Source organism: Pseudomonas sp. TE4620 (assembly GCF_056279045.1).
Genome location: NZ_JBWBQO010000001.1, coordinates 5,308,800 through 5,333,337, shown reverse-complemented (window position 1 = coordinate 5,333,337; position 24,538 = coordinate 5,308,800). Strand labels below are relative to the sequence as shown.

The window sequence follows — 24,538 nt, the reverse complement described above, 5'->3', positions numbered from 1 at the left end:
ATTATAGGGTAGAAACATCCGGTGACCTCCTATCTAAAAGGCCGACTGGTTTTATTTGCTGGCGCAGGGATAATGTTTCCCGCTGTTCCCTATGTTTTTGAGGGCCATTTAGCCTATGTGGTACGAAGGTTTGCTCAACTTGTCAGTGTGGCAATTGCTGGCAGTTACCCTGGTAATGACGCATGTGACCATCGTCAGTGTCACCGTTTACCTGCACCGTTACTCTGCCCACCGCTCGCTGGAACTCAATGCCGGGCTCAAGCACTTTTTCCGTTTCTGGCTGTGGCTGACCACGGCGCAGAACACCCGCGAGTGGACTGCCATCCACCGCAAGCACCACGCCAAATGCGAAACCGTCGATGACCCGCACAGCCCGGTGATCAAAGGCCTGTCCACGGTGCTGCGCAAGGGCGCCGAGCTGTACCGCGAAGAGGCACAGAACCCGGAAACCTTGCGTATCTACGGCAAGAACTGCCCGGAAGACTGGATCGAACGCAACCTCTACAGCCGCTACAAGCTCGGTGGCATCGCCCTCATGGCGTTGATCGACCTGCTGCTGTTCGGCACCGCCGGCATCACCATCTGGGCGGTGCAGATGATGTGGATTCCGTTCTGGGCCGCCGGCGTGGTCAACGGTCTGGGCCATGCGGTCGGCTATCGCAACTTCGAATGCCGCGACGCCGCCACCAACCTGGTGCCCTGGGGCATCATCATTGGTGGTGAAGAACTGCACAACAACCACCACACCTACCCCAACTCGGCCAAGCTCTCGGTCAAGCGTTGGGAGTTTGACATGGGCTGGGCCTGGATCAAGCTGTTCTGCTGGCTGCGCCTGGCCAAGGTGCAGCGCGTCGCGCCCATCGCCCACCGGGTCGAAGGCAAGGGGCAGCTGGACATGGACACCGCCATGGCGATCCTCAACAACCGCTTCCAGATCATGGCCCAGTACCGCAAGCTGGTGATCGCGCCGCTGGTCAAGCAGGAGCTGGCCCGCGTCGACGACTCGGTGCGCCACCAGTTCCGCCGCGCCAAGCGCTTGCTGTCGCGGGAGACCAGCCTGCTGGAAGACCGTCATCACCTGCGCATCCAGACCATGCTCGAGCACAGCCAGGCACTCAAGACCATCTACGAAAAACGCCTGGCCCTGCAGCAAATCTGGGTACGTACCAGCGCCAACGGCCACGACATGCTCGCGGCCATGAAAGACTGGGTGCACGAGGCCGAAGCCAGCGGTATCCAGTCGCTGCGCGACTTCGCCGCCCAGCTCAAGACCTACTCGCTGCGCCCTGCCCTGGCCTGATGCCGTTGATCGGCGCGCCCGTCCCGCGGCGCGCCGACCGGAACTTAGCCGCCTAATCTCACTCTGACAGGCATATCGCCCGCGTGGCGGGCCGGGTCGTGGCCGCACGCCCCCGTCGTGAGAATTTCCGCGCAAATGGTCAAGAACAAACCAACAACCCTGGCCTGCAATCCGCCACCTGAAGCCGCCCAGACCCTGCTGGCCCTGATGCACGCCCAAGGCGAAGTCGCGCGCCTGAGCGAGCGTGAACAGCTGTTCAGCTCGTTGCTCGACAGCGTTAACGCCGTGCTCTGGGCCTTCGACTGGGAAAGCCGCCAGGTGCTTTACGTCAGCCCCGCCTACGAGCGCATTTTTGGCCGCCCGGCCGGCCTGCTGCTGGCCGACTTCAATGAGTGGCGCGACAGCATCTACCCCGACGACCTCGACTACGCCGAACGCAGCCTGGCCGAAGTGCTGGTCAAAGGCGCAGTGGAAGACCGCGAATACCGCATCATCGCCGCCGACGGCCAGGTGCGCTGGATCAGCGACAAATGCTTCATCAACCAGCAAGCCGACCCCAGCCAGCGGGTGATCATCGTTGGCATGGCCGAGGACATCACCGAAAAGAAGCAGCTCGAAGGCGAGCTGCAGCGCCTGGCCACCACCGACGTCCTGACCCAGAGCAGCAACCGCCGGCACTTTTTCGAGTGCGCCCAGCACGCTTTCGAAACCGCGCGACTGGAGCAGACGCCGTTGGCGTTCCTGCTGCTCGACATCGATGACTTCAAGCAGATCAACGACACCTACGGCCATCAGGAAGGCGACTATGTGCTGCAGCGCATCGCCGACACCGGCAAGGCGGTGTTGCGCCGTGGTGATCAGTTCGGGCGCATTGGCGGTGAAGAATTCGCCGCAGTGTTTCCGGGTTGCACCCCAGAGATCGCCCAGCAGATTGCCGAACGCCTGCAGCGCGAGATCCAGCGCTTGAGCTTCAGCCATGACGACAAGGTATTTGGAGTGACGGTGAGCCAGGGGCTGACCGGGATTACTGAAGAAGATGAGTCGCTGGACAGCCTGTTCGCCCGGGCGGATGCGGCCATGTACCAGGCCAAGCGCCAGGGCAAGAATCAGATTGTAAGAGGCTGAAAAGCATCGCTGGCCTTGCCAGCGATTGGGCCGCACAGCGGCCCCAGAGTCTCAAACCTTGCGCAACCTGCCCAGCTCCGCCATCCCCACCTTGAGCAAGCGCGCCGTCTTGCTTTCAGCCAGGCCTTCGAGCCCCTGATCCGCCGGCAGGCGCGCCAGTTGCCCGGCCAGGTTCATCACCAGCGCATCGCGTGAATACACGCCGCCGCCCAACTGGTAGATCGCTGCAATCAGCTCACGCAGCTCCAGCGGCAAGCGCCAGCGGGTGCGCAGCGCCGAGCCGAACGCCGCGCCAAACTCGTTGAGCGACAGCTCCACCGAGTCTTCATCCAGCTCACCGCCGGCCTGCTGCCATTCCTGCAAACAACGCAACAGCGCCAGATCGCCCAGGCAATGCAGCAAGCCGGCGCAATAGCAGCGCTCCTGATCGAGCTCGAGCATGCGGGCCAGGGTTCGCGCGTATTCGGCAGTGTGCAGTGACAACTCCCAGAAATGCTCGGCATGACGCGACAGGATCGGATGACTGAGTTTGGCGCTGCGCTTGAGCGCAAGCCCCAGTATCAAGTTCATGCTCTGGGTGGTGCCCAGCTTGTTCAGCGCCTGCATCAGGCTCTGCACCGCGCCATCGCGATGCAATGCGGCGCTGTTGGCGGCGGCAATGAGCACGGCGGTAACCTGCGGGTCATTGCGGATCTCGGCCTCCAGCACCTTGAGGTCCAGGCCCTGGGGTTGCAGGCTGCGCTTGATCGCCAGTTTCACGTCGGCAAACAGCGGGCCGCCATCGGAATTGGCGCGACGCCCTTCGAGAAAACGCGGCAAGGTCGAGCCCGGCTGCAACGGCGGCACCGGACAGGCAACCTCCTCGCCGGCGCTGAGCAGCAGGTCTTCCAGGCGCTGACGCAGCGAATCCATGTTCAACGGCTTGCTCAGGTAAGCGGTGGGTGCGAACGGCAGCACCTCGCGGACACTGGCGGCATCGCTGCGGTTGCTCATGAGAATGAACGGCAGTGCCGGCTGGCGACCTTTGGCCCGTACGTTGCGCAGCAAGTCGAGGCCGTCGCCGCCGGGCAGCTCGCGCGCGGCGATGATCAGGTCCGGCTTGCTGGCCAGCGCTGCCAGCGCCTGCGAGCCATCGGCACACACCTGCAAACGCGCATCGCAGCGCACGCTCAGTAGCATCTGGCTCAGCATGTCCCGCACCCAGGGGTCGCCTTCGGCAATCAGCACACAAGGTGCCTGGGCGGGCTCTACAACGCTCATACACAATCTCCCGATATTCCGCTACACGCAATCCTGTGCACCTTCCAAGGTGTCTCCTTACAGGCAACCTTAGCCGCCTGGCCTTCCTTTGGGCGAAAAAAAACCCGCCGAAGCGGGTTTTTCTTCTAATGCGTCACAGTTTACGCAAGTTCTGCGAAGCACTCTTCGATGATTGCCAGACCTTGGTCCAGTTGCTCATCAGGCGAGGTCAGCGGAACCAGGATACGCAGGACGTTGCCGTAAGTGCCACACGACAGCAGGATCAGGCCCTTGTCACGCGCCTTGGCCACAACCGAGGCTACAGCGGCAGCGTTAGGGGTGTGGGAACCGGCTTTGTCGAACACTTCAATAGCGATCATCGAACCCAGGGCACGCACGTCACCGATGATCGGGTGCTTGTCCTGGATCTTGCGCAGGCCGGCGACCAGGCGCTCGCCAACGGCCTTGCTGCGGTCCAGCAGTTTTTCTTCTTCGAACACTTCCATCACGGCCAGGGCCGCGGCGCAAGCGATCGGGCTACCAGCGTAGGTGCCGCCCAGGCCGCCTGGAGCGATGGCGTCCATGTACTCGGCCTTGCCGCACACACCGGCCAGCGGGAAGCCGCCAGCGATGGACTTGGCGAAGGTGGTCAGGTCTGGAGCAACGCCCATCTGTTCCATGGCGAAGAAGGTACCGGTACGGCCAGCGCCGGTCTGAACTTCGTCGGCGATCAGGAGGATGCCGTGCTGGTCGCACAGGGCACGCAGGCGCTTCATGAACTCTTTCGGCGCAACGTAGAAACCACCTTCGCCCTGAACTGGCTCGAGGATGATTGCGGCGATGTCACGGGCTTCGGCGTCGTTCTTGAAGATGCGTTCGATGGATGCGATCGAGTCGTCGATGCTCACGCCGTGCAGTTCGTTCGGGTAGATGGCGCGGAAGATGCCGCCTGGCATCAGGCCCATGCCGGCCGAGTAAGGCACGACTTTACCGGTCAGGCCCAGGGTCATCATGGTGCGACCGTGGTAGGCACCGGTGAAGGCGATTACGCCGGCACGGCCAGTGGCGGCACGGGCGATCTTGATGGCGTTCTCAACGGCTTCGGAACCGGTGGTAACCAGCAGGGTTTTCTTGGCGAAGTCGCCTGGCACCTTGGCGTTGATCTTTTCGCACAGCTCGACGTAAGGCTCGTAGGCCAGTACCTGGAAGCAGGTGTGGGTCAGCTTGTGCAGTTGGGCTTCAACGGCAGCGATGATCTTCGGGTGCACGTGACCGGTGTTCAGTACCGCGATACCGCCGGCGAAGTCGATGAACTCGCGGCCTTCGACGTCAGTGACGGTGGCGTTTTTTGCCGACTCGGCGAAGATCGGGTGGATCTGGCCAACACCGCGTGGAACAGCGGCGACACGACGTTGCATCAAAGATTCGTTGGTCTTGCTCATAATGTCCTCAATTCGCCACACACAAGGTGGCGCGATTCAAGTCGGAGTGGCCGGTATTCAACTGCAGGCAGCATGCGTTGATCGACTGCTGCAGGGGCCCAGGCCACTGGATGTACGGTGTAAAAAAGGCCAGCGAGACGTCGCTCTCGCGCCCCGCTGGCAGAGGTAAAGCTTTACGCTGCGATCAGACGCTGATGCACAGGTATTTGATTTCCAGGTAGTCCTCGATGCCGTACTTGGAGCCTTCGCGGCCCAGGCCCGAAGCCTTGATACCGCCAAACGGCGCGACTTCGTTGGAGATCAGACCGGTGTTGATACCGACCATGCCGTATTCCAGGGCTTCGGCGACACGGAACACGCGGCTCATGTCACGGGCATAGAAGTACGAGGCCAGGCCGAACTCGGTGTCGTTGGACATGGCGATGACTTCGGCCTCGTCCTTGAAACGGAACAGTGGCGCCAGCGGGCCGAAGGTTTCTTCCTTGGCCACGGCGGCGTTCTTCGGTACGTCGACCAGAATGGTCGGCTCGAAGAAGTTGCCTTCGATCAGCTTGCCGCCGCTGAGCACCTTGGCGCCCTTGGCGACTGCGTCTTCGATGTGTTCCTGGACCTTGGCCACGGCCTTGCCGTCGATCAGCGGGCCGGTAGTGGTGCCGTCTTCCAGGCCGTTGCCGATTTTCAGCTTGGCCACTGCGGCCTTGAGCTTCTCGGCGAAGGCATCGTAGACACCGTCCTGAACGTAGATACGGTTGGCGCAGACGCAGGTCTGGCCGTTGTTGCGGTACTTGGAGATGATCGCGCCGTCGACGGCCTTGTCCAGGTCAGCGTCGTCGAACACGATGAACGGCGCGTTGCCGCCCAGCTCCAGGGAAACCTTCTTGATGTCTTTGGCGCATTCGGCCATCAGCTGGCGACCGATCTCGGTGGAGCCGGTGAACGACAGCTTGCGCACGATCGGGTTGCCGGTCAGCTCGCTGCCGATGTCGCCGGCGCTGCCGGTGACTACGCTGAGCACGCCAGCCGGGATACCGGCACGGGTGGCCAGCTCAACCAGGGCCAGGGCCGAGTACGGGGTTTGCGAAGCAGGCTTGAGCACCATGGTGCAGCCAGCGGCCAGGGCCGGGCCGGCTTTACGGGTGATCATCGCCGCCGGGAAGTTCCACGGGGTGATGGCTGCGGTCACGCCGATCGGCTGCTTGATCACGATCAGGCGCTTGTCTGGCTGGTGACCCGGGATGGTGTCGCCGTACACGCGCTTGGCTTCTTCGGCGAACCACTCGATAAAGGAAGCGGCATAGGCGATTTCGCCCTTGGCTTCGGCCAGTGGCTTGCCCTGCTCGGTGGTCATCAGGCGGGCCAGGTCATCCTGGTGCTCGATCATCAGCTCGAACCAGCGACGCAGCTTGCCAGCACGTTCTTTGGCGGTCAGCGCACGCCAGGCCGGCAGCGCCTTGTCGGCGGCCTCGATGGCACGGCGGGTTTCAGCGGCGCCCATCTTCGGCACAGTGCCGATGATCTCGCCCGTTGCCGGGTTGTTGACCTTGATCGTCTGGCCGTTGTCCGCGTCCAGCCACTCTCCATTAATGAAGGCTTGCTGGCGGAACAACTGGGCGTCTTTAAGCTGCATGTCGGGCTTCCTTAACTGCACCGTGCAGGCACGGAGCGAATTATTGATTGTAGAAAAAGGAGAGCGTTTGAAATCTCAAACGAATCCTAGGATCAACGACGAGAAAGGACAATAGGGTGTTCGAAAAAAAGAACAAAAAGCGCTGTGCGGCGGATTTTTTCGGATCAACGTCACTTATAGCCCCTGGAGTGTGCGAAATCGACCACAGCCATTTCGACGATGGACGCCGCCAGCCTAGATGGGTATTATGGCGCCCGCGTTGCACTCGTAGCTCAGCTGGATAGAGTACTGCCCTCCGAAGGCAGGGGTCGTGGGTTCGAATCCCGCCGAGTGCGCCATATCGATCAAGGCTCAGGTGAATACCTGGGCCTTTTTTGTTTTCCGGCCCAGTTACTCCCTGTGTGGGAGCGGGCTTGCCCCGCGATCCGATACGGCAGGCAGACCGCAATCGCGGGGCAAGTCGGGTCGCCGCACCGCCGCACCTACCGGGTTAGAAACTCAGGCGCGCACCGGCATACAGCGTGCGCCCAGGCCCCGGTTCGTAGTAACGCCCGGCGCCATCGTTGATGCGCAGGTTGTCGTAGTACTGGCGGTCACTGAGGTTATCCACACCCAGGTACGGCTCCAGGGTCTGGCCGCCAAGATCAAACTGCTTGCCAAGGCGCAAGTTGAGCAAAGCGACCCCGGCCACCCGCGCGCTGTTGGCGTTGTCGGCGTACTGCGGGCCGTAGGCATTCATGTTCACGCGCGCATAAAAGCCATCACGCTCGTAAGCCACTTCGCTAAACAACGTCTGACGCGGGATGCCCGGCAGGCGGTTGTCGTCAAAGCCGTTGAAGTCGGTGTAGCGGTAGTTGTTGAAGCTGTAGGCCATGGACAGACGCCAGTGCTCCAGCACCTGGTAGTCGGCGCTCAGCTCAACGCCGTCGCGGCGCGACTTGCCGGCGTTGCGGTAGAAGGTCTGGCCGCCGTCGACGTAAGGCACCAGCTCATCCTCAAGCGCGATGCTGTAAAGCACCGCCTCGGCGCGCACGTCGCTCCATTCGCCTTTGATTCCCAGCTCACGGTTGAGCGCCCTGGCCGGTTGCAGGCCCGGGTTGAAGCCGCCACCTGCCGGGTTGGCCAGTTCGTTGACCGTGGGCGTTTCGAACGAGGTGGCGACGCGGGCATAGACCAGGTAATGCTCGCTCAGGCGATAGCTGAGGCCGGCGCTGTAGTTCCAGTCATCCAGCGTGCGCGAGCCGGAGTCGTCGCCGTCACGCTCGAAGCGGTCGTCCACCGCCAGGCGCATGCTGTCGTAGCGCCCGCCCAGGGTCAGTTGCCAGCGCTCGCTGAGGTCGATGCTGTCTTGCAGGTACAGGCCAACGCTGCCGGCCTTCTCTTGCTGACGCAGGGTCAGCGCCCCGGTGCCACCGCCGATCTGGTTGTTGTGGCGTTCACGCTCATCGCGCTGCTGTTCAAGATCGACACCGGCGGTGACGTGTTGATCCAGGCCGAACCAGCTGGCCTTATGGGTGTACTGCCCGCCTACCCCGGCGAACAGCCGGGTGTAGGAGGTCTGCCCGCCATTGGCGTAAGGCAGGCGATTGCCAAACTCGCGCCGCCCCAGCCAACTGCGCACTTGATAACTGTCGGCCTCGCCAAGATCGCCGGTCCAGTTCAGCGCCAGACGCTGCTGGGTGATGTCTTCGTCGGAGTTGTACAACAGGCTCTGGGCGCGGGCCTGGTCACGTTTGGCGTGCACTTCGGCGAGGGTCAGGGCGCCAGGGTCTTCGGAACGGTTGTCGAGCGCCTGGAACGTTACCCCCAGTTGCCCGGCATCGCCCTGCCAGCGCAGCTTGCCGGTGAGGTTGCGCGCCTCGGAGCTGGAGTGCTGGCGATAGCCGTCGAGGTTGGTGACATTGAGCGCCAGCAGGCCGCCAAGGTTGCCGGAGGTGCCGCTGGTTTCCGCACGCAGGCGTTGGTAGCCATACTCGCCACCACTGACATCGATGGACGATTGCGGTGTCAGCGACGGCTCTCGGGTCTGGATTGCCAATACCCCGCCTGCACCGTTGCCATAAAGCGTCGAGGCCGAGCCGCGGATCACTTCGATGCGCTCCACCAGGCCCAGGTCAACGCCGTCCATTTCGGTCTGGCCATCGGGCATGGTCAGCGGTACGCCGTCGACCATCACGCGAATTCCGCGCATGCCGAAGCTCGAACGCGCACCAAAGCCACGAATCGACAGGCGCATGCCCTGGGCCATGTTGTAGCGGCTCTGCGACACGGTGCCGGGCACGGCCGAAAGCAGGCCATCGAGGGTCAGCAGTTGCTCGCCGGGCTTCTCGGCGATGTCCACGGCGCTTACCGAAGCCGGGGTCTGCAACCAGGCGGAATTGACCCGGGTCGAGGTCACTTCCAGCGGCGCCAGTTCGACGCTGTCGGCACAGGCGCTACCGGCGCCGAGCAACAGGAGGGTCATGACGGAGTGCCGCCTGGTAAACATGCTGAATCCTTGAATCGATAGGGACAGAAAACGCAGGAAAACCTGCGCTGAAAAAATTGGCGCAGCAGCAACAGCCAGTTATAAGGCAAAATGCTACTAACTGATTCGCATTTAACGAGTCAGACCCCTGGAATACACCAGCAAGAAGGATCTTTATGAAGCGGTTCGCTGTGACCCCGGCCCGGTGGGTCGGGATGTTGTGCTGCCTGTTCGCCTTGAACATCGCACAGGCCAAGGACGACGGTACCGACCCCTCCGTCACCATCGAAAAGGACATTCTACGCACCGTGGTGGCCGAAGACGGCAGCTACGCCGCCACCCAGGACCTGGTCCTGCTGATCAATGAAGAACGCGCGATCCAGGCCAAGGCCCAGCAGTCGTTGTACTACAACCGCACCCTGGAAACCCTCGAGGTGACCCAGGCCTACACCCAGAAGCCCGATGGCCGCAAAGTGCAGGTCAGCCCCGAGCAGATCAAGGAGCAACAGGAGCAGCAATCGTCCCAGGCGCCGATGTTCCATGACAGCCTGGTCAAGGTAGTGATCTTCCCCGAAGTCGCCGTCGGCGATCGCCTGGTGCTGAGCTTCAAGAAACAGCGCAAGACCCCGCTGTTCCCTGGCCAGTTCGAAGACCTGGCGATGCCGCAGTTCCACCCGACCCAGCAGTTCACCCTGATCTACGACCTGCCGAAGAACCTCAAGCTCAATGCCGAGGCCAAGGGCTTCAAGGCGTCCAGCCCGAAGGCCGAGCCTGGGCGCAAGGTCTACCAGTGGGATTATGTGCAGGGTGACAACGCCCGTACAGAACTGGGCGCAGTAGCCTACTCGGACTACGGCAAGTACCTGGCGGTTTCCACCTTCGCTGACTACAGCGAGTTCGCCAAAGCCTACGCGGCGCGCGCCAACAGCGAAGTGACGCCCGCCATCCGCGAACTGGCGGAAAAGCTCACGGCCAAGATCGACGACCCGCGCGACAAGGCCCTGGCCCTGGGTGACTGGGTGCGCCGCAACATTCGCTACGTGGCGGTTTACATCGGTGCTGGCGGCGTGGTGCCGCATGCCGCCGATACCGTGCTGAGCAACCGTTATGGCGACTGCAAGGACCACGTGGCCCTGCTCGAAGCGCTGCTGGCCGCAGTCAATATCGACAGCACCCCGGCGCTGATCAACCTCGGCAATGCCTACGCCCTGCCCAAGGTGCCGACCCTGGGCGTGATCAACCATGTGGTCACCTACATCCCGAGCTTGGACCTGTACCTGGACTCCACCGCCGAAGCCATTGCCAGCGGCTACCTGCCCGCTCCGGTGCTGGACAAACCCACCGTGCTGACCCGCTCCGGCAAGCTCGGCCACACTCCGGCCACCCAAACAGGCCTGGTGCACAACAGCACCACCTACACCGTGGCCAGCAGCGGCGCCGCCGACTTCAGTCACGCTTCGAAAATCGACGGCTGGGCCGCCGAAATGAACCGCTGGATGATGCGCAACATGCAGCCGGCCGAGCGCGACCTGCTGACCCAGCGCATCCTCGCCGCCTACGGCCAGCGCGGCAGCGGCAAGATCAGCAGCGACGACCTGGAAACCAGCGGCGCCTTCGAGATGCACATCAACGGCCGCAGCGAAAACCTGGTCAACCTGCCCGGCCCGATCGGCGTGCCGACCCTGACCAGCCTGGCTGGCGGCATCGCCCAGAATATCTTCGGCTTTATCGCTGAAAAGCAGCGCACCCAGGACTTCACCTGCATCTCCGGCATCACCGAAGAACAAGCGCGCTTCGAGTTCCCGGCCGACGTCAAGATCATCGCCGCGCCCAAGCCTGTGAGCCTCAAGGACAAACACTTCGACTACAGCGCCGACTATGCCCTGCAAGGCAACAGCCTGGTGATCAAACGCCGCCTGGACTTCCACAACCCGAAAGCGGTGTGCAGCGTGAAAGACTTCGAGAAGATGAAGCCAACCCTGGACGCCATGCTCAATGACCTGAACAGTCAGGTGATCGTGCAGAAGAGCTGAGGTACTGCGCCCTGCCGAATCCCTCGGGAGGTCAGCAGGGCGCCGTCGCTGTTACGCCAACGTCGAAGTCTTTGATAAACTCCGCCGCGCCCTGCGCTGCGCTGCGCAAGCGGAACTATCAAAAGGAATTGTCATGGCAATGGTTTTTTGCCGCGGTTGTGCCATGGAAATCCATGAAACGGCGCCCAGCTGCCCACAGTGCGGCGCCCCTCAGACTCCCTCTGCCACCACGCAACCTGCCGGCAAGCGCTTGTCCTGGATGGCAGCCAGCTCGCTGATCCTGTGCATCGCCTGTGTATTGACGCTGTTCGAACCAGCCAGCTGGGATCGTAACACCCTGTGGGGGATGGGCTTGTTTGCACTCACCGGGCTGGTCCTGGGCACGCTCAGCCTGGTCAAAAAAGAACCGCGAACCTACATGGCAATTACTGGCGCGGTGTTGTCAGGCATTTTGCTCATTTTGCTGATCTGGCTAGTCATGTAAGGGACAACACATGAATATGGTTTTTTGCCGTGGCTGCGCCAAGGAAATCCACAACAGCGCCGTGGCTTGCCCAGCCTGCGGTGCACCGCAACCTGCTGCAACCTTCACTGCAGCACCTGCGCCAGCCGGCATCTGGTACGTTGAACTACTGAAGAAATACGCCCTGTTCTCGGGTCGGTCACGCCGCCAGGAATACTGGCTGTTCATCCTGGTCACCTTCCTGGTGTACATGCTGGTGCCCTATCTCGACCGCGAGCTCCGTACCGGCACGCTCTTCGCTTACCTGTACAGCGTGGCGTTGCTGGTCCCGGGCATTGCCGTAGCCGTTCGGCGCATGCACGACACCGACCGTAGCGGTTGGTGGCTGCTGTTCCCGCTCGTCAACCTGATCTTCCTGTGCCAGGACAGCCAGCGTGGCCCGAACCGTTTCGGCCCAAACCCGAAAAACACCTGATCACGGCTTGATCGAGAGTCAAAGCAAAGCGGCCATCATTGGCCGCTTTGGCATTTTTGCGCCCATGACGTTTTTCAATCACATCGATGCCGCTTTCGCCCTTGCCCTGCAGCGATCTGTACACGATTCTTTAGCTATCTGCCGTCACCCACTCCCAGCATCGCAGAGGCCTCTATGAAAACCGTGGCACAGCTTCTAAAAACAAAAGCCCAGCAGCACCACCAGGTTCACACCATCGGCCCCGACCACATGGTGCTCGATGCGCTGCGGTTGATGGCCGAGAAGAACGTCGGTGCCCTGCCGGTGGTGCAGGATGGGTGTGTGGTGGGGATCGTCAGTGAGCGCGACTACGCGCGCAAGATGGTGCTCAAGGGCCGCAGTTCGGTGGGCACGCCGGTCAGTGCGATCATGAGTGCGCCGGTGATTACCGTCGACCCGCACCAGAACGTCGAGTACTGCATGAACATGATGACCAACAGTCACCTGCGCCACCTGCCGGTGGTCGAGAACGGCGAGCTGCTGGGCCTGCTGTCGATTGGCGACCTGGTCAAGGAAGCCATCGCCGAACAGGCCAACATGATTCTGCAACTAGAACAGTACATTCGCGGCGACTGATTCGCGGCACGCTCAGCGGTATTCGCCCTCCAGCTCATCGAGCTGGTGGTCGAAGCTGCGCAGGCGCGCTGACCAGGTGTACACCAGCACTTCCAGGTCGCGGTTGAGCACCGCGGCGCCGCGCCCGCTGCTCTGCTGCGAGTCGCACAAGTCCAGTTGATAACGCTCCCGGGCCATTGCAGTGGCAACCGTAGACAGCTCGCGGGCGTTGTCCAGCCAGTGGCGGCGGTGGTCATGGGTTTCGCGGTCGAGCTCGCGGCATTGGCGTTTCAGCGCTTCCAGGCTCTGCTCCAGCGGCGTGCCTTCAAGCTCGCCCATTACCTCTTGGAAGGTACGCCCGGGCTGCCAGTAACTGCCCCAGAAATAACGGTCGAAGACGGTTTCGACCCGGCGCAAGGCAACCTTGGTGTTCCAGATAGCCACCAAGGTTCGCCCTTGGGCCAACTGGCGTTTGCTCACCCGCAGTTGCTGCCAGGCAATCCACGCCAGCGCGGTCAGGGCCAGCGCCCCGATCACGCCCCCGGCGGCGTAAAGAAATACCAGAGCCTGACCCAACTGGTGGGTCTGTTTGATTCCATAGAAATAACCGACGGTCAGCAGCCCCAGGGCGGTCACGGCACACCAGAAACCGGCGGCATAGGGATCTTTCATTGGCGCTGTCCCCTTGTTGTTTTTCCTGAGCATAGCAACGCCATTCGCCGGTCGATGTGCCGCTCGGCGTTTATTTTTTCGGACGCCGCAGCGCCTCGTTCAGCTGGTCGAACGGCACGGCCCAGTCGGAGTCTTCGATAATGCTTTCCTTGAGAAATGCCCGCTGGCTCTCGGTCCAGAACGGTGCATCAACCAACTTTATTTCATTCTTGAGCGGCGAGTGGCTGGTGATGAACTGGTCAATGCCCTGGGGATCATCAGCCAGGCCCAGCTGTTTGAAGAGCTCCGAAAACGGATGAATATTTGATTCCATGCGTGACTCCTTGGGGCCAGGACGGGCATCCACGACGCCAGCCTGGCAGTGGGTTGATCATCAGCAAACCTCACGCACTTCGGCGTTCGGTACCAGTTTCAGGTATTGCGTCATGTTCATGTGGATCAGGTGATCGTGATCACCGGCCTCGACATAGATATCGCCCTGACGGGTCAGGGTCGGGTCGAGCAGCATCTTGATCGAGTAAGCATCGCCCAGTGCCGGAATGGCGCCACGCTCGCAGTCGCCGAACAGATGCGGCAGCCCGCTTTCATGGGTCATTTGCCAGGCGCCGGTGGCGCGCACCTTGCTCATGTCCAGGTGACGGTTGGCCGGTAGCACGGCCATCAGATAGTTGCCATGGCGGTCGTCGAGCATGACCGACTTGGCCACCCGCTCGGCGGGCACTCCAGCGGTACGGGCCGACTCAAGGCTGGTAGATGAGTGCGGGTGAGAAATGATGTCGTAGTCGCAGCCGGCCTTGTCCAGGCACTGCTGCAGGGTTTTTGCCATACGCATGATGCACCTCCGGATACAGCGCCCCCACTTCTGAAGTTTAGGCCGTGCTGCCGCAAGCAGCCGACTAAACTTATTGGACACGCACAGCCCGGGTGAATTCAGGTGATCGCTCGCTGGTGTCGGCACCTGCTGGTTTTATTGATGCTCGGCGCCCTGACGAGCGGTGTGGCTGCGCCCGGCAATCCGGTGCTGGTACTGAGTATCGACGACGCCATCGGCCCGGCCAGTGCCGACTACCTGATACGCGGCCTGGAGCAGGCCAAGACGCAGCAGGCGCAATTGGTGGTCATCCGCCTCGACACCCCGGGCGGGCTCGACAGCTCGATGCGCGCGATCATCAAGGCGATCCTCGCCAGCCCCGTACCAGTCGCTACCTTCGTCGCCCCCGGTGGCGCCCGGGCGGCCAGCGCCGGCACCTATATTCTCTACGCCAGCCATGTCGCAGCCATGGCCCCGGGCACCAACCTCGGCGCCGCCACGCCGGTGCAGATCGGCGGGATGCCAGGCCCGCCGAAAGACCCGGCTGCGCCCACCGGCGACAAGCCAGCACCGAGCAGCGAACAAGACACCCTGACCCGCAAGCAGATTAACGACGCTGCCGCCTATATTCGCGGTTTGGCGCAACTGCGCGGGCGCAATGCCGACTGGGCTGAACAGGCGGTACGCGAATCGGTCAGCCTGCCGGCCAACGAAGCCTTGCGCCTGAAAGTCATCGACCGCATCGCCAACGACCTGCCCGACCTGCTGCGCCAGCTCGATGGCAAAAGCCTCGAAGCCGCCGGCCAAGCCGTGCAGTTGCACACCGCCAACGTCAGCATCATCGAACGCGAGCCGGACTGGCGCACGCGCCTGCTGGCGGTGATCACCAACCCCAGCGTGGCGCTGATCCTGATCATGATCGGTATCTACGGGCTGATGTTCGAGTTCATGAGCCCGGGCTCCGGGGTCGGCGGGGTGATCGGTGGCATCTGTCTGCTGGTGGCCCTGTATGCCTTGCAGTTGTTGCCGGTGAGCTATGCCGGTGCGGCGCTGATCCTGCTTGGCATCGCCTTCATGATTGCCGAGGCGTTCCTGCCCAGTTTTGGCGTGGTCGGCTTTGGCGGCATCGTTGCCTTCGTGGTCGGCGCGGTGATCTTGATGGACACCGACGTGCCCGGCTTCGGCATCCCCCTGGCGCTGATCCTGACCCTCGCCCTGCTCTCGGCGCTGCTGCTCGGCGGCGTGCTGGGCATGGCCATGAAGGCGCGTCAGCGCGCGCTGGTCAGTGGCGATGCCGGGCTGGTGGGTAGCCTGGCGACGGTGATGGCGGTCAATGACAGCGACCCGTTCATCGGTTCGGTGCAGGCGCAGGGTGAACAGTGGCAGGCCCAGTGCCAGACGCCACTGCAGGTGGGGCAACGCGTCCGGGTGATGACACGCAAGGGCGTACTACTGGACGTCAGCGCCGAGGCACAACCACCGGCGCAAGGAGACTGAGATGTTTTTCGAACTGGGCTTTGGCGCCTTGCTGGCGCTGCTGGCGGTATTGTTGCTGTCGGCCTTTCGCATCCTGCGTGAATACGAGCGCGGGGTAGTGTTCCAGCTCGGGCGCTTCTGGCGGGTCAAAGGGCCGGGGCTGGTGCTGTTGATTCCGGGGATCCAGCAGATGGTCCGGGTCGACCTGCGCACCGTGGTGCTGGATGTGCCGCCACAGGATGTCATCACCCGCGACAACGTCTCGGTCAAGGTCAACGCGGTGCTGTACTTTCGCGTGCTCGACCCGCAGAAGGCGATCATCCAGGTCGAGGACTTTCTCATGGCCACCAGCCAACTGGCGCAGACTACCTTGCGCGCGGTGCTGGGCAAGCATGAGCTGGACGAACTGCTGGCCGAGCGCGAACGGCTGAACCTGGACATCCGCCAGGTGCTGGATGCGCAAACCGATGCCTGGGGCATCAAGGTGGCCAACGTCGAGATCAAGCATGTCGATCTCAACGAGTCGATGATCCGCGCCATTGCCCGCCAGGCTGAGGCTGAACGTGAGCGGCGGGCCAAGGTGATCCATGCCGAAGGTGAACTGCAAGCCTCGGAGAAACTGATGCAAGCGGCAGAAATGCTCGGCCGCCAGTCGGGGGCGATGCAGCTGCGCTACATGCAGACCCTGGGCAGCATTGCTGGCGACAAGTCGTCGACGATTGTCTTTCCGTTGCCGATAGAGATGCTTAAAGGGCTTGTGGATAAGTGACCCGCGATGCGAGCTACCAACCGCCACCCAACGCCAGGAACAAGCCGATCTGCCCCATAGCCACCTGGGTATTGGCCGCCGCCAGTTGCGCGCGCATCTCGGTGTAGGTGCGGGTCGCCTGCAGGTCCGCCAGGAACGACTCACGCCCGGCCTGGTAAAACCTATGGGTCTGGTCTGCCGCCAGTTGCGCCGAACGCTCGGCATCGGCCAAGGCATCGCGGCGCTCCAGCAAGGCGCTGTATTGCGCAAGGCTGGTCTGGGTTTCGCGAATGGCGTTGAGCACCACCCCGTCAAAATGCGCCAGCGCCGCCTGGGTCGAAGCTTGCGCCTCACGGATGCGCGCCCGCGAACCGTTGGTCGGTACATTCCAGGTCAGCAGCGGGCCGAAGCCCCAGCGGTTGGTCGCAGGTTTGCCGAGGTTTTCCAGGATACCGATGGTGCCCACCTGGGCACCGATGCTGATGTCCGGATACAACTGCCCGGTGGCTACGCCGATAGTCGCCGTGGCCGCGGCCAGGCTGCGTTCGGCCTGGCGGATATCCGGACGGCGCTTGAGCAGCGCGGCGCCATCGCCCACTGGCAGCACCTGGGCGATATGCGGCAGCTCGGCGCAATCGGCGGTTCCGGCCGGCAACTGGTTGAGCGGCTTGGCCAGCAGCATCGACAAGGTGTACAGGCCCGCTTCACGCGCAGCCTGGTAACGCGGCAGCTCGGCGCGCAAGGATTTGAACTGGGTTTGCGAGCGGGTCACCTGGGTTTCGTCACCACGCCCGGCATCGCGCAGGCGTTGGGTCAGGGTCACGCTCTGCTGCTGCAGGTCCAGGGACTCATGGGCGATATGGTATTCCTCGTTGGCCGCGCAGACCTGGGTGTAGGCACGTACCACGTCGGCCACCAGGGTGATGCGTGCGGTATCGGCGGCGGCCTGGGTCGCGTCGGCATTGGCCTGGGCGGCCTCGACGCCACGCTTGAGGGTGCCCCACAGGTCGAACTGGTAAGACGCGCTGATGATCGCCTCGCCGATGTTGGCCACCGGCACTTTCTCTGGTTGCAAAAAGGCTTCGCCAGACTCCTGCAAACGCTGGGCACCCAGCTTCACACCGCCGTTCAGGCCACCCTGGGCTTCGGCCTCTTCGACCTGGGCACGGGCCTTGGCGATGTTCGCCGCCGCCACACGCAGTTCGCTGTTGGCCGCCAGGGCCTGGCGCACCAGCTCATTGAGGCGTTCGTCCTGATACAGGTGCCACCAGTCTTTCGGCACGGGCGCCGAGACCACGCTGCTGGCGTCCTGGCGCAGTTGGCCCTGCAAGTCGGCGCGCTGGATCGCGGCATCCTCGGGCACGTTGTAGTCCGGCCCGACCATCTGGCAGGCCGACAGCAGCAGGCTCAAGCCGAGCAGTGACAGCCGTTTCATTGGCCCTTGTCCTCAAGGATCGACACCGTCGCCGTACGCCCGGCGATCATGCGAAAGTCTGCCGGCACCTCATCGAAGGCAATCCGCACAGGGATCCGCTGGGCCAGGCGCACCCAGCTGAACGCCGGGTTGACGTTGGGCAGCAGGTTGGCGCCGCTGCTGCGGTCGCGGTCCTCGATACCGGCGGCAATGCTCTGCACCCGCCCGCTCAGGCGGGTGTTGTCGCCGAGCACGCGGATATCCACAGCCTGGCCGATGTGAATGCCGGCCAGCTTGGTTTCTTCGAAGTAGCCATCGACGTGGTAGGAGTCGCTGTCGACCACCGACAGCACCGGCCGCCCGGCACTGACAAACTCGTGGGCACGCGGTGCGCGGTCGTTGAGGTAGCCATCAACCGGGCTGCGCACCACTGAACGGTCGAGGTTCAACTGCGCAGCATCCACCGCCACCTGGGCTTCGGCCAGGGCCGATTCGGCGCGGGCCTGGCGCGACTGGCTCTCTTCCAGTTGCTCGGCGGCCACCAGGTTACCCAGGCCACGATTACGCCGGGCTTCGCGCTGGGCCTGGGCCAGGGTTTCCTTGCGCTCGGCCAGGGTCGCCTGGGCCTGGCGCAGGGCCAGGTGGAAGCGGTCCTGGTCGATGGTGAACAGCACGTCGCCACGCTTGACCACCTGGTTGTCGCGTACCTCGACCTGCTGGATCAAACCGGAAACATCAGGGGCGATCTGGATCACGTCGGCGCGGATGTGCCCATCCCGGGTCCAGGGGGCGAACATGTAGTACATGACCATCTGCCAGACCAACACGGTCGCCAGCGTCACTACCAGCAGGGTCAGGACCACGCGGCCCAGGGTCAACAAGGGTTTTTTCATGGCAGCATCAGGTTTCGGCAAAAGTGATCGACCGTGCCGAGCAGCACGGCGTAAAGCGCAACGTTGAACAACGCCCGGTGCCAGACCAGGCGGTAGAAATGCACGCGGTTGAGCAACGCGTGCACACCGAGAAACAGCAAATAGGTGACGACCATCATCACCAGCAGCGTGGGCAGGAACACCCCGCTGATATCCAGATCTCCGATCACAGCGGCGCTCCATCGATGCCATAGGGCAGTTGTTGCTGATCGTCGGATGGCTCAAGCACCACCTCGACCCCCGGCAACAGCGCCAGGCGCAGGCCGCTCAAGGCGTGCAACAGGTGCACCCGGGCCTCGGCGCTGTCGGCCAGGTCGTTGAGGTTGAGGGCGCGACGGGCGCGCTCCATGCTCTGCAACAGCACCTCGGGCGCGTGCAGCCGACGGCGCGCGTCCAGGCAGGCCTGAAAGTGTTCGCCCACCTCTTCCACCACCCGCTCCAGCAACTGGCGCGGCTGCGCGCCGACCCGTGGCATATAGGCCAGCAGGTCGAGCAGGTTCAGGCCCACGCGCAGGTCTCGCAGGGCGGTGCCGGTGTCCTGGCCGGTCTGGGTCAGGCGCGGCAGTTGCTGCATCAGCCGGTCGAGCATCTGCACGCCCAGGTGCCGGTGCTCAGCCAGCGTGGCCGGCTGGGTCATGCCGACGATGTCGTGCCAGCTGAAACGGGTCAGGCGCTTGGCCGCAAGCTCAACGCCGAACGGGCGCACCACCAGGGTCCAGACGAAGGCGAACAGCAAGCCCACCGGCCCGGCCAGGTTGGCGTTGATGAAGGTCAGGAAGTTGGCGTCGTAGGCGCCCTGGATGCTGATGAACGAGGCGGTGTTGACGATAGTCAGCAAGGTGCCCAGGTAGAAGCGCGGCTGCACGGTCAGGGTGCCGACGCAGATGCACGGTATGGCGAAGGCCAGCACCAGCATCGGAAAGTCATGCAGGTTGGGCAGCACCAGAAACAGGTAAAGGCTGGCAAACAGCACCGACAGCGAAGTCCAGAAGAAGAACCGGTAGATCTGCGGCGCCGGATCGTCCATGGCGGCAAAGAAGCTGCAGGCCACGGCGGCGAGAATCACCGCGCTGCCGCCGTCGCCCCAGCCGAGCAAAATCCACAGGGTGGTGGCAACGATGATCGCGCTGACGGTGGAGAACACCGAGTAGAGCATCAGCCCCCGGTCGAAGAACGGCGTCAGCCGGCCCAGGCGCCAGTGCCGATACACCGCGCGCCAGGGCGAGAGGTCTTCGTTGCGGATGGCGTGCTGCAGGCTGCAACAGTCTTGCCACAGGTCGGCCCATTCAGCCAGGCGATAGAGCGCGTTGGACAGCAGCAGCGAGGCGCGCTCATCAAGGGCGGCGGCGCTCGGTTGCATATGTTCGATGTGCGCACGCAACGCCGACCAGCGTGCCGGCGATGGATCCTGCGCGGTGCCCTGCAGCCAGGCGCGGGCTTCGCTCAGCAATGGCTGCAGCTGTTCGCTCTGGACCGGGGCACGGCCTTCGAGGGCGAGCAAGGCGTCGTCGAGGGCATCGATCACCGGTAGCAGGTGGATCATTCGCCCACGTAGCTCGCGGGCATTCTTCACCGTTTGCGGCCGTGCGCCTTCATGGGACAACTGGCCGATCATCAGCTCCAGCGAGTTGAAGGTGGTGACCATCGAGACACGCAAGCCGCCGACTTTATCGGCAGTCGCCTCGCGGGCCAGGAAGGTATCGCTGTAGCGGATCGCCTCGTTGAACCAGTTGCCAGTGGCGCCAACCAGCACCGGGGTCAGGCGCCGTGGCCAGAAGATCGCTCCGACCACTGCCGCACAGACGATGCCCAGGCAGATCTCCTGGGCCCGCGACGAGGCAATGTCGAACACTGCCAGCGGGTCGTCGACCACCGGCAGGGCGATCATCGGCAGGGTGTAGCCGGCCAGCATCAACGCATAGCTGTTGGCGGTGCGCAGGTGCAGCGAGAGGAACAGCAAGGTGCCGGTCCACAGCGCCACGGCGACGGTCAAAAGCACTGGCGTCTGCACCAGCAGCGGCACCAGGAACACCGCCCCGGCAGCGCCGAGCAAGGTGCCCATGGCGCGATACAGGGCCTTGGAACTGGTGGGCCCGACGAACGGGCTGGAGACGATATACACCGTAGCCATGGCCCAGTAAGGCCGGGGCAGTTGCATGAGCAAGGCGATGTACAGGGCGATCATCGACGCGGCGAAGGTGCGCACCCCGTAGCACCAGTCGCGCGCCGGCGGCATCGAGCTGAAAAAACCGTTCACGTCGGCACGCCCGGGGTGCGCTGGGCAGCGTCTTCGAAGGCGCGCAGCACACGCAGGGTGGCCAGCAGGTCGGCTTCGTCGATGCCCTGTAGCACTTCGCGGCGCAGGCGCACCAGTTCGCCTTCGATGGCTTCGGCCAATACCCGACCGCTGGCGGTCAGGCTCAGAGCCTTGGCCCGGCGATCGACCGGATCTTCCGTACGGCAGACAAAACCTGCATTGCACAGCTGGTCGAGCAGGCGCACCAGCGACGGGCTTTCGAGCCCCGCCGCCTGGGCTACGGCGACCTGGTGCACGCCATCGCCCAGGCGCACGATCATCAGCAAAGGGACCGCGCAGGCGTCGGAAATGCCGTAGCCGGCCAGGGTCGCCTGGCAGATGCGCCGCCAGTGCCGGCCGGCCACCACCATGCCGCTGCTGATGTTGAGTTGCAGTGCGTCGAGGGTCATGAAGGGAGGTTCGTGGCTATATTCATAGTTTGCTAACTATCAATATTCTTCGATCACCGCCCCTGCCGTCAATAGTGGCTGACAAACGTCATGTTCAAGGTTGCAGTTGATCGTCCAGCTTCATGTTCAGCGCCAGCTTGCTGCCCAGGCTGATCGCCTGCTCGCGCCAGAACAGGTAACGCAGGGCGTTGTTGACCTCGCTGAAATGCACCGCCAGCTCTTCGGCAGCCTGCATCACTCCGGCCACGGCGGCCAGTTCCAGCCAGTACACGGCGGCCTTGCTGTCGACGTTGACCGTCAGCCCATGCAGCAGGCGATAGCCGACCTCGAAGCGGCAGCGTGCGTCACCGCGCTGGGCGCCGCGCAGGAACCAGCGGTAGGCCTGCTGCAGGTCGACCTGCCAGTCCTGGCTGTCGCTGTCACAGATTTCTTCTTCGTAGAGATCACCCAACGCCGCGGCGGCGTGTTCCAGGCCACGCTCGAACGCCTGCTGGTAGTACTCTGCCGCACTGGCATAGGCGACCTCCACTCCCTTGCCGAAGTAATGCTGCTGGCCGAGGTTGAACCAGGCTGCGGCACTGCCCTGCAGGGCCGCCATACGCAGCAGGTGCCCGGCCAGGGTCGGGTCGGCGCGCCAGTACTTGCCATTGAGCCAGATCCAGCCCAGGTCGTTGAGCGCGCCGACGTTGCCTTCCAGGGCCTGGGCGCGCAGGTCGTCGTACACCGCCTGCAGGTCGCTGGCTTCGTCCAGGCGGCTGATCAGGGCGAAACTCTCGCCCAGCACTGCCCGCTGGCTGGGCATGCCGACCCCGGCGTACAACCGCTGCAGGCGGCCAGGGCGGCCGGGCGCAGGGATGATCCGCTCGGGCAACAGGCGCTCAAGCAGTGGGTAGATGTTGCTTGCAGCTGACATGTTCGTCCTCATTGAACTACCCACAGATCCAACAGCGGGAGTGATGAGGCGTGATTCTGCGCACGGCCACGACAAAACCTGTCGCGAACGATTCAGTTAGGGCACTCAACTGCTTCATCCTTGATCTGGATACATAAATGGCTAATTGCCATATCACTGCGCTGGCGCCATGCTACAACCGCAAGCCTAGACAAGGACGCCACCTTTTGCCCTCCGCCACGACACGCGCCACCCTCAGCCGCCAATGGGAGTTGCTGCGCCAGTTGCCCAGCCGCTCACCGGGCATTACCAGTGCCGAGCTGGTTGGCCGCCTGCAGGACGCAGGATTCACCATCAGCAAGCGCAGCATCGAACGCGATCTCAACGAGCTTTCGCTGATTTTTCCGCTGGAGCGCAACGACAAGAGCATCCCGTACGGCTGGCACTGGGCAGCCAACGCCTGCATTGAATTGCGCGGTATCAGTGTCAGTGAGGCGCTGAGCCTGGCGCTGGTGGAAGAGGCGGTACGCCCGCTGTTGCCGGGGAGCATGCTCAAGGTGTTGGACCCGCGCTTCAGCCATGCCCGGCAGAAGCTCGAACACCTGTCGGGAGCGAACAAGGTGGCGCGCTGGCTGGACAAGGTCGCCAGCGTACGCCCGGACATGAACATGCAGGCCCCGGAAGTGCCCGACAGTATCCTCGAGACCGTGCAGCATGCGCTGCTTGAGGAATACCAGCTGCACTGCCAGTACTACTCGGCGCACAACGATAAGCTCAGCGAACTGACCCTCAACCCGCTGGCGTTGATTCAGCGCGGCCAGGTCAGCTACCTGATTGCCACCGCTGCGCCCTATACCGACATTCGCCAGTTCGCCGTGCATCGCTTTCGCAAACTGCGCATTCTCGACAGCCCCACCGAAGGCCTGCGCGCCTTCGACCTGCAAGCGTACCTGCGCAGCGACGCCCTGCAGTTCGGCGATACCGACAAGATCGAACTGCAGGCCTGGATCAGCGACAACCTCGCCCGCCTGGTGCGCGAGACGCCGCTGTCGGCCGATATGCACCTGACCCCGCTGGACGCCGGGCACCGCCTCAAAGCTACCGTCAGCAACAGCTGGCAGCTGCGCTGGTGGCTACTGAGCCAGGGTGACGGGCTGATCGTCGAGCAGCCCCTGAGCCTGCGCCAGCAAATTGCCGAAACCCTCAACAATGCTGCGGCGCAGTACCAAAGCGCCTGAGCCGCTCAGCGCTGCATGCCCCAGCGACGCACAGTGATGCGCTCCAGGGTGTTGAACACAAGGCTCTCGACCAGCAAGCCGATCAAGATCACCACCGCAAGGCCAGCGAACACCTTATCGGTGTACAGCTCGTTGCGGTTCTGGAAGATGTACCAGCCCAGCCCGCCCTTGCCGCTGGTGGCGCCGAACACCAGCTCGGCGGCGATCAGCGTGCGCCAGGCAAAGGCCCAGCCAATCTTCAGCCCCGAGAGGATCGACGGCAGCGCCGCCGGAATCAGGATATGCACGACCAGGCGCAAGCCGCGCAGGCCATAGTTGCGCCCGGCCATGCGCAGGGTCTCGGAGACGCCGAGAAAGCCGGCGTAGGTATTCAGCGCCAGGGCCCAGAGCACCGAGTGCACCAGCACAAAGATCAGGCTGTTGTCGCCCAGGCCGAACCACAGCAGCGCCAAGGGCAGCAAGGCAATCGCCGGCAAGGGGTTGAACATCGAGGTCAGGGTGCTGAGCAGGTCGCGGCCGAACTGGGTCGACACCGCCAGGCTGGTCAGGCCGAACGCAAGCACGATGCCCAGCAGGTAACCCTTGAGCAGCACCACCAGCGACACCCCAACCTTGGCCAGCAACTCGCCGCTGAGCAGGCCGTCGTACAGGGCCGCGGCGGTTTGTAAAAAGCTCGGCAGCAGCAGGTCGTTGCCCTGATAGCGGGCGATGGCTTCCCAGGCCAGAGCCAGCAGAATCAGGATCAGGCCCTTGCGCAGCCAGCCCTGTTGCCAGAGGCGCTGGCCGAGCGGCAATTGGCGCTCAAGCGGAACGCTGAGCAGCGGTTCGAGAACGACTTCGTATTCCTGACGCGGCGTAACAATCGTGGTCATGGCAAAACTCCC

The 24,538-nt window shown here is 63.2% G+C and carries 23 protein-coding genes and 1 tRNA gene; 10 read left to right on the top strand and 14 right to left on the bottom strand.

The window, feature by feature from the left end; translation table 11 throughout:
• The first annotated feature begins 115 nt into the window (after positions 1-115).
• Positions 116-1,300 (top strand): delta-9 fatty acid desaturase DesA, encoded by a 1,185-nt coding sequence (gene desA / locus ACZ9A3_RS24760; protein ID WP_258595796.1) that lies wholly within the window; start codon positions 116-118, stop codon positions 1,298-1,300.
• Positions 1,301-1,435: 135 nt separating this feature from the next.
• Positions 1,436-2,425: a GGDEF domain-containing protein gene (locus ACZ9A3_RS24755; protein ID WP_045201752.1), complete on the top strand. Its 990-nt coding sequence runs from the start codon at positions 1,436-1,438 to the stop codon at positions 2,423-2,425.
• 51 nt (positions 2,426-2,476) lie between these two features.
• On the opposite strand, the gene ACZ9A3_RS24750 is transcribed toward ACZ9A3_RS24755, so the two are convergent.
• From ACZ9A3_RS24750 to gabD, 3 genes are all read right to left on the bottom strand, one after another.
• Positions 2,477-3,685, bottom strand: coding sequence for an HDOD domain-containing protein (locus ACZ9A3_RS24750; protein ID WP_476253221.1), 1,209 nt, complete (start codon positions 3,683-3,685; stop codon positions 2,477-2,479).
• Between the two features lie 140 nt (positions 3,686-3,825).
• Positions 3,826-5,106 carry a 4-aminobutyrate--2-oxoglutarate transaminase gene (gene gabT / locus ACZ9A3_RS24745; RefSeq protein WP_038997739.1) on the bottom strand — a complete coding sequence of 427 codons (1,281 nt, stop codon included), beginning with the start codon at positions 5,104-5,106 and terminating at the stop codon, positions 3,826-3,828.
• A gap of 184 nt (positions 5,107-5,290) precedes the next feature.
• On the bottom strand, positions 5,291-6,733 hold the full coding sequence (gabD, locus tag ACZ9A3_RS24740) for an NADP-dependent succinate-semialdehyde dehydrogenase (protein WP_045201748.1): 1,443 nt from the start codon (positions 6,731-6,733) through the stop codon (positions 5,291-5,293).
• A gap of 261 nt (positions 6,734-6,994) precedes the next feature.
• On the opposite strand from gabD, the gene ACZ9A3_RS24735 reads away from it, so the two are divergent.
• Positions 6,995-7,071, top strand: a tRNA-Arg gene (locus ACZ9A3_RS24735).
• 152 nt (positions 7,072-7,223) lie between these two features.
• Here the strand turns inward: ACZ9A3_RS24735 and ACZ9A3_RS24730 are convergent.
• A complete protein-coding gene (locus ACZ9A3_RS24730; protein ID WP_476253220.1) occupies positions 7,224-9,197 on the bottom strand; it encodes a TonB-dependent receptor family protein in 1,974 nt (657 codons plus the stop codon).
• A 179-nt stretch (positions 9,198-9,376) separates the two neighbouring features.
• Here ACZ9A3_RS24730 and ACZ9A3_RS24725 point away from each other — a divergent pair, with 179 nt between their 5' ends.
• The 4 genes from ACZ9A3_RS24725 (at position 9,377) to ACZ9A3_RS24710 (ending at position 12,786) form a co-directional block, all read left to right on the top strand.
• Entirely contained in the window at positions 9,377-11,233 is a 1,857-nt protein-coding gene (locus tag ACZ9A3_RS24725; RefSeq protein ID WP_093377423.1) for a DUF3857 domain-containing transglutaminase family protein, read from the top strand.
• 133 nt (positions 11,234-11,366) lie between these two features.
• Complete coding sequence (locus ACZ9A3_RS24720) at positions 11,367-11,717, top strand: DUF4190 domain-containing protein (protein ID WP_476253219.1); 351 nt, start codon at positions 11,367-11,369, stop codon at positions 11,715-11,717.
• Positions 11,718-11,727: 10 nt separating this feature from the next.
• Entirely contained in the window at positions 11,728-12,171 is a 444-nt protein-coding gene (locus tag ACZ9A3_RS24715; RefSeq protein ID WP_093377433.1) for a DUF805 domain-containing protein, read from the top strand.
• Positions 12,172-12,345: 174 nt separating this feature from the next.
• Positions 12,346-12,786, top strand: coding sequence for a CBS domain-containing protein (locus tag ACZ9A3_RS24710; RefSeq protein WP_093377437.1), 441 nt, complete (start codon positions 12,346-12,348; stop codon positions 12,784-12,786).
• A gap of 12 nt (positions 12,787-12,798) precedes the next feature.
• On the opposite strand, the gene ACZ9A3_RS24705 is transcribed toward ACZ9A3_RS24710, so the two are convergent.
• The 3 genes from ACZ9A3_RS24705 to ACZ9A3_RS24695 all read right to left on the bottom strand — a co-directional run bounded on the left by ACZ9A3_RS24705 (position 12,799) and on the right by ACZ9A3_RS24695 (position 14,269).
• A complete protein-coding gene (locus ACZ9A3_RS24705) occupies positions 12,799-13,437 on the bottom strand; it encodes a hypothetical protein (protein WP_045201740.1) in 639 nt (212 codons plus the stop codon).
• Positions 13,438-13,507: 70 nt separating this feature from the next.
• Positions 13,508-13,750 carry a DUF2789 domain-containing protein gene (locus ACZ9A3_RS24700; protein ID WP_093377442.1) on the bottom strand — a complete coding sequence of 81 codons (243 nt, stop codon included), beginning with the start codon at positions 13,748-13,750 and terminating at the stop codon, positions 13,508-13,510.
• A gap of 60 nt (positions 13,751-13,810) precedes the next feature.
• Positions 13,811-14,269 (bottom strand): aminoacyl-tRNA deacylase, encoded by a 459-nt coding sequence (locus tag ACZ9A3_RS24695; RefSeq protein ID WP_045201736.1) that lies wholly within the window; start codon positions 14,267-14,269, stop codon positions 13,811-13,813.
• Positions 14,270-14,371: 102 nt separating this feature from the next.
• Here ACZ9A3_RS24695 and ACZ9A3_RS24690 point away from each other — a divergent pair, with 102 nt between their 5' ends.
• Positions 14,372-15,745, top strand: a complete 1,374-nt coding sequence (locus tag ACZ9A3_RS24690) for an NfeD family protein (RefSeq protein WP_213602770.1) — start codon at positions 14,372-14,374, stop codon at positions 15,743-15,745.
• Position 15,746: 1 nt separating this feature from the next.
• A complete protein-coding gene (locus tag ACZ9A3_RS24685; protein ID WP_038997749.1) occupies positions 15,747-16,493 on the top strand; it encodes a slipin family protein in 747 nt (248 codons plus the stop codon).
• 13 nt (positions 16,494-16,506) lie between these two features.
• Here ACZ9A3_RS24685 and ACZ9A3_RS24680 read toward each other — a convergent pair whose 3' ends face one another.
• The 6 genes from ACZ9A3_RS24680 to ACZ9A3_RS24655 all read right to left on the bottom strand — a co-directional run bounded on the left by ACZ9A3_RS24680 (position 16,507) and on the right by ACZ9A3_RS24655 (position 22,437).
• Positions 16,507-17,907 carry an efflux transporter outer membrane subunit gene (locus ACZ9A3_RS24680; RefSeq protein WP_093377451.1) on the bottom strand — a complete coding sequence of 467 codons (1,401 nt, stop codon included), beginning with the start codon at positions 17,905-17,907 and terminating at the stop codon, positions 16,507-16,509.
• Positions 17,904-18,779 (bottom strand): efflux RND transporter periplasmic adaptor subunit, encoded by an 876-nt coding sequence (locus tag ACZ9A3_RS24675; RefSeq protein WP_093377456.1) that lies wholly within the window; start codon positions 18,777-18,779, stop codon positions 17,904-17,906. The genes ACZ9A3_RS24680 and ACZ9A3_RS24675 overlap by 4 nt, the downstream gene beginning before the upstream one ends.
• A complete protein-coding gene (locus tag ACZ9A3_RS24670) occupies positions 18,776-18,988 on the bottom strand; it encodes a DUF1656 domain-containing protein (protein ID WP_045201729.1) in 213 nt (70 codons plus the stop codon). Before ACZ9A3_RS24670 ends, ACZ9A3_RS24675 begins: the two co-directional genes overlap by 4 nt.
• A complete protein-coding gene (locus tag ACZ9A3_RS24665) occupies positions 18,985-21,075 on the bottom strand; it encodes an FUSC family protein (protein ID WP_476253218.1) in 2,091 nt (696 codons plus the stop codon). The genes ACZ9A3_RS24670 and ACZ9A3_RS24665 overlap by 4 nt, the downstream gene beginning before the upstream one ends.
• Positions 21,072-21,524, bottom strand: a complete 453-nt coding sequence (locus ACZ9A3_RS24660) for a MarR family winged helix-turn-helix transcriptional regulator (RefSeq protein WP_476253217.1) — start codon at positions 21,522-21,524, stop codon at positions 21,072-21,074. Before ACZ9A3_RS24660 ends, ACZ9A3_RS24665 begins: the two co-directional genes overlap by 4 nt.
• Positions 21,525-21,618: 94 nt before the next feature.
• Positions 21,619-22,437: a tetratricopeptide repeat protein gene (locus ACZ9A3_RS24655; protein ID WP_045201722.1), complete on the bottom strand. Its 819-nt coding sequence runs from the start codon at positions 22,435-22,437 to the stop codon at positions 21,619-21,621.
• A gap of 206 nt (positions 22,438-22,643) precedes the next feature.
• Between ACZ9A3_RS24655 and ACZ9A3_RS24650 the strand changes: the two genes are divergently transcribed.
• Positions 22,644-23,654, top strand: a complete 1,011-nt coding sequence (locus tag ACZ9A3_RS24650; RefSeq protein ID WP_045201720.1) for a helix-turn-helix transcriptional regulator — start codon at positions 22,644-22,646, stop codon at positions 23,652-23,654.
• 5 nt (positions 23,655-23,659) lie between these two features.
• Here ACZ9A3_RS24650 and ACZ9A3_RS24645 read toward each other — a convergent pair whose 3' ends face one another.
• Positions 23,660-24,526: an ABC transporter permease gene (locus ACZ9A3_RS24645; protein ID WP_093377466.1), complete on the bottom strand. Its 867-nt coding sequence runs from the start codon at positions 24,524-24,526 to the stop codon at positions 23,660-23,662.
• Between the last annotated feature and the right edge of the window lie 12 nt (positions 24,527-24,538).

What these genes read in the sequence shown, in the direction of transcription:
- ACZ9A3_RS24695 (WP_045201736.1), bottom strand. Translation starts at nt 14,269, where the DNA reads ATGCGTATGGCAAAAACCCTGCAGCAGTGCCTGGACAAGGCCGGCTGC.
- ACZ9A3_RS24725 (WP_093377423.1), top strand. Translation starts at nt 9,377, where the DNA reads ATGAAGCGGTTCGCTGTGACCCCGGCCCGGTGGGTCGGGATGTTGTGC.
- ACZ9A3_RS24720 (WP_476253219.1), top strand. Translation starts at nt 11,367, where the DNA reads ATGGCAATGGTTTTTTGCCGCGGTTGTGCCATGGAAATCCATGAAACG.
- ACZ9A3_RS24645 (WP_093377466.1), bottom strand. Translation starts at nt 24,526, where the DNA reads ATGACCACGATTGTTACGCCGCGTCAGGAATACGAAGTCGTTCTCGAA.
- ACZ9A3_RS24700 (WP_093377442.1), bottom strand. Translation starts at nt 13,750, where the DNA reads ATGGAATCAAATATTCATCCGTTTTCGGAGCTCTTCAAACAGCTGGGC.
- ACZ9A3_RS24750 (WP_476253221.1), bottom strand. Translation starts at nt 3,685, where the DNA reads ATGAGCGTTGTAGAGCCCGCCCAGGCACCTTGTGTGCTGATTGCCGAA.
- ACZ9A3_RS24685 (WP_038997749.1), top strand. Translation starts at nt 15,747, where the DNA reads ATGTTTTTCGAACTGGGCTTTGGCGCCTTGCTGGCGCTGCTGGCGGTA.
- gabD (WP_045201748.1), bottom strand. Translation starts at nt 6,733, where the DNA reads ATGCAGCTTAAAGACGCCCAGTTGTTCCGCCAGCAAGCCTTCATTAAT.
- ACZ9A3_RS24715 (WP_093377433.1), top strand. Translation starts at nt 11,728, where the DNA reads ATGAATATGGTTTTTTGCCGTGGCTGCGCCAAGGAAATCCACAACAGC.
- ACZ9A3_RS24680 (WP_093377451.1), bottom strand. Translation starts at nt 17,907, where the DNA reads ATGAAACGGCTGTCACTGCTCGGCTTGAGCCTGCTGCTGTCGGCCTGC.
- ACZ9A3_RS24730 (WP_476253220.1), bottom strand. Translation starts at nt 9,197, where the DNA reads ATGACCCTCCTGTTGCTCGGCGCCGGTAGCGCCTGTGCCGACAGCGTC.
- desA (WP_258595796.1), top strand. Translation starts at nt 116, where the DNA reads ATGTGGTACGAAGGTTTGCTCAACTTGTCAGTGTGGCAATTGCTGGCA.
- ACZ9A3_RS24705 (WP_045201740.1), bottom strand. Translation starts at nt 13,437, where the DNA reads ATGAAAGATCCCTATGCCGCCGGTTTCTGGTGTGCCGTGACCGCCCTG.
- ACZ9A3_RS24655 (WP_045201722.1), bottom strand. Translation starts at nt 22,437, where the DNA reads ATGTCAGCTGCAAGCAACATCTACCCACTGCTTGAGCGCCTGTTGCCC.
- ACZ9A3_RS24755 (WP_045201752.1), top strand. Translation starts at nt 1,436, where the DNA reads ATGGTCAAGAACAAACCAACAACCCTGGCCTGCAATCCGCCACCTGAA.
- ACZ9A3_RS24660 (WP_476253217.1), bottom strand. Translation starts at nt 21,524, where the DNA reads ATGACCCTCGACGCACTGCAACTCAACATCAGCAGCGGCATGGTGGTG.
- ACZ9A3_RS24675 (WP_093377456.1), bottom strand. Translation starts at nt 18,779, where the DNA reads ATGAAAAAACCCTTGTTGACCCTGGGCCGCGTGGTCCTGACCCTGCTG.
- gabT (WP_038997739.1), bottom strand. Translation starts at nt 5,106, where the DNA reads ATGAGCAAGACCAACGAATCTTTGATGCAACGTCGTGTCGCCGCTGTT.
- ACZ9A3_RS24710 (WP_093377437.1), top strand. Translation starts at nt 12,346, where the DNA reads ATGAAAACCGTGGCACAGCTTCTAAAAACAAAAGCCCAGCAGCACCAC.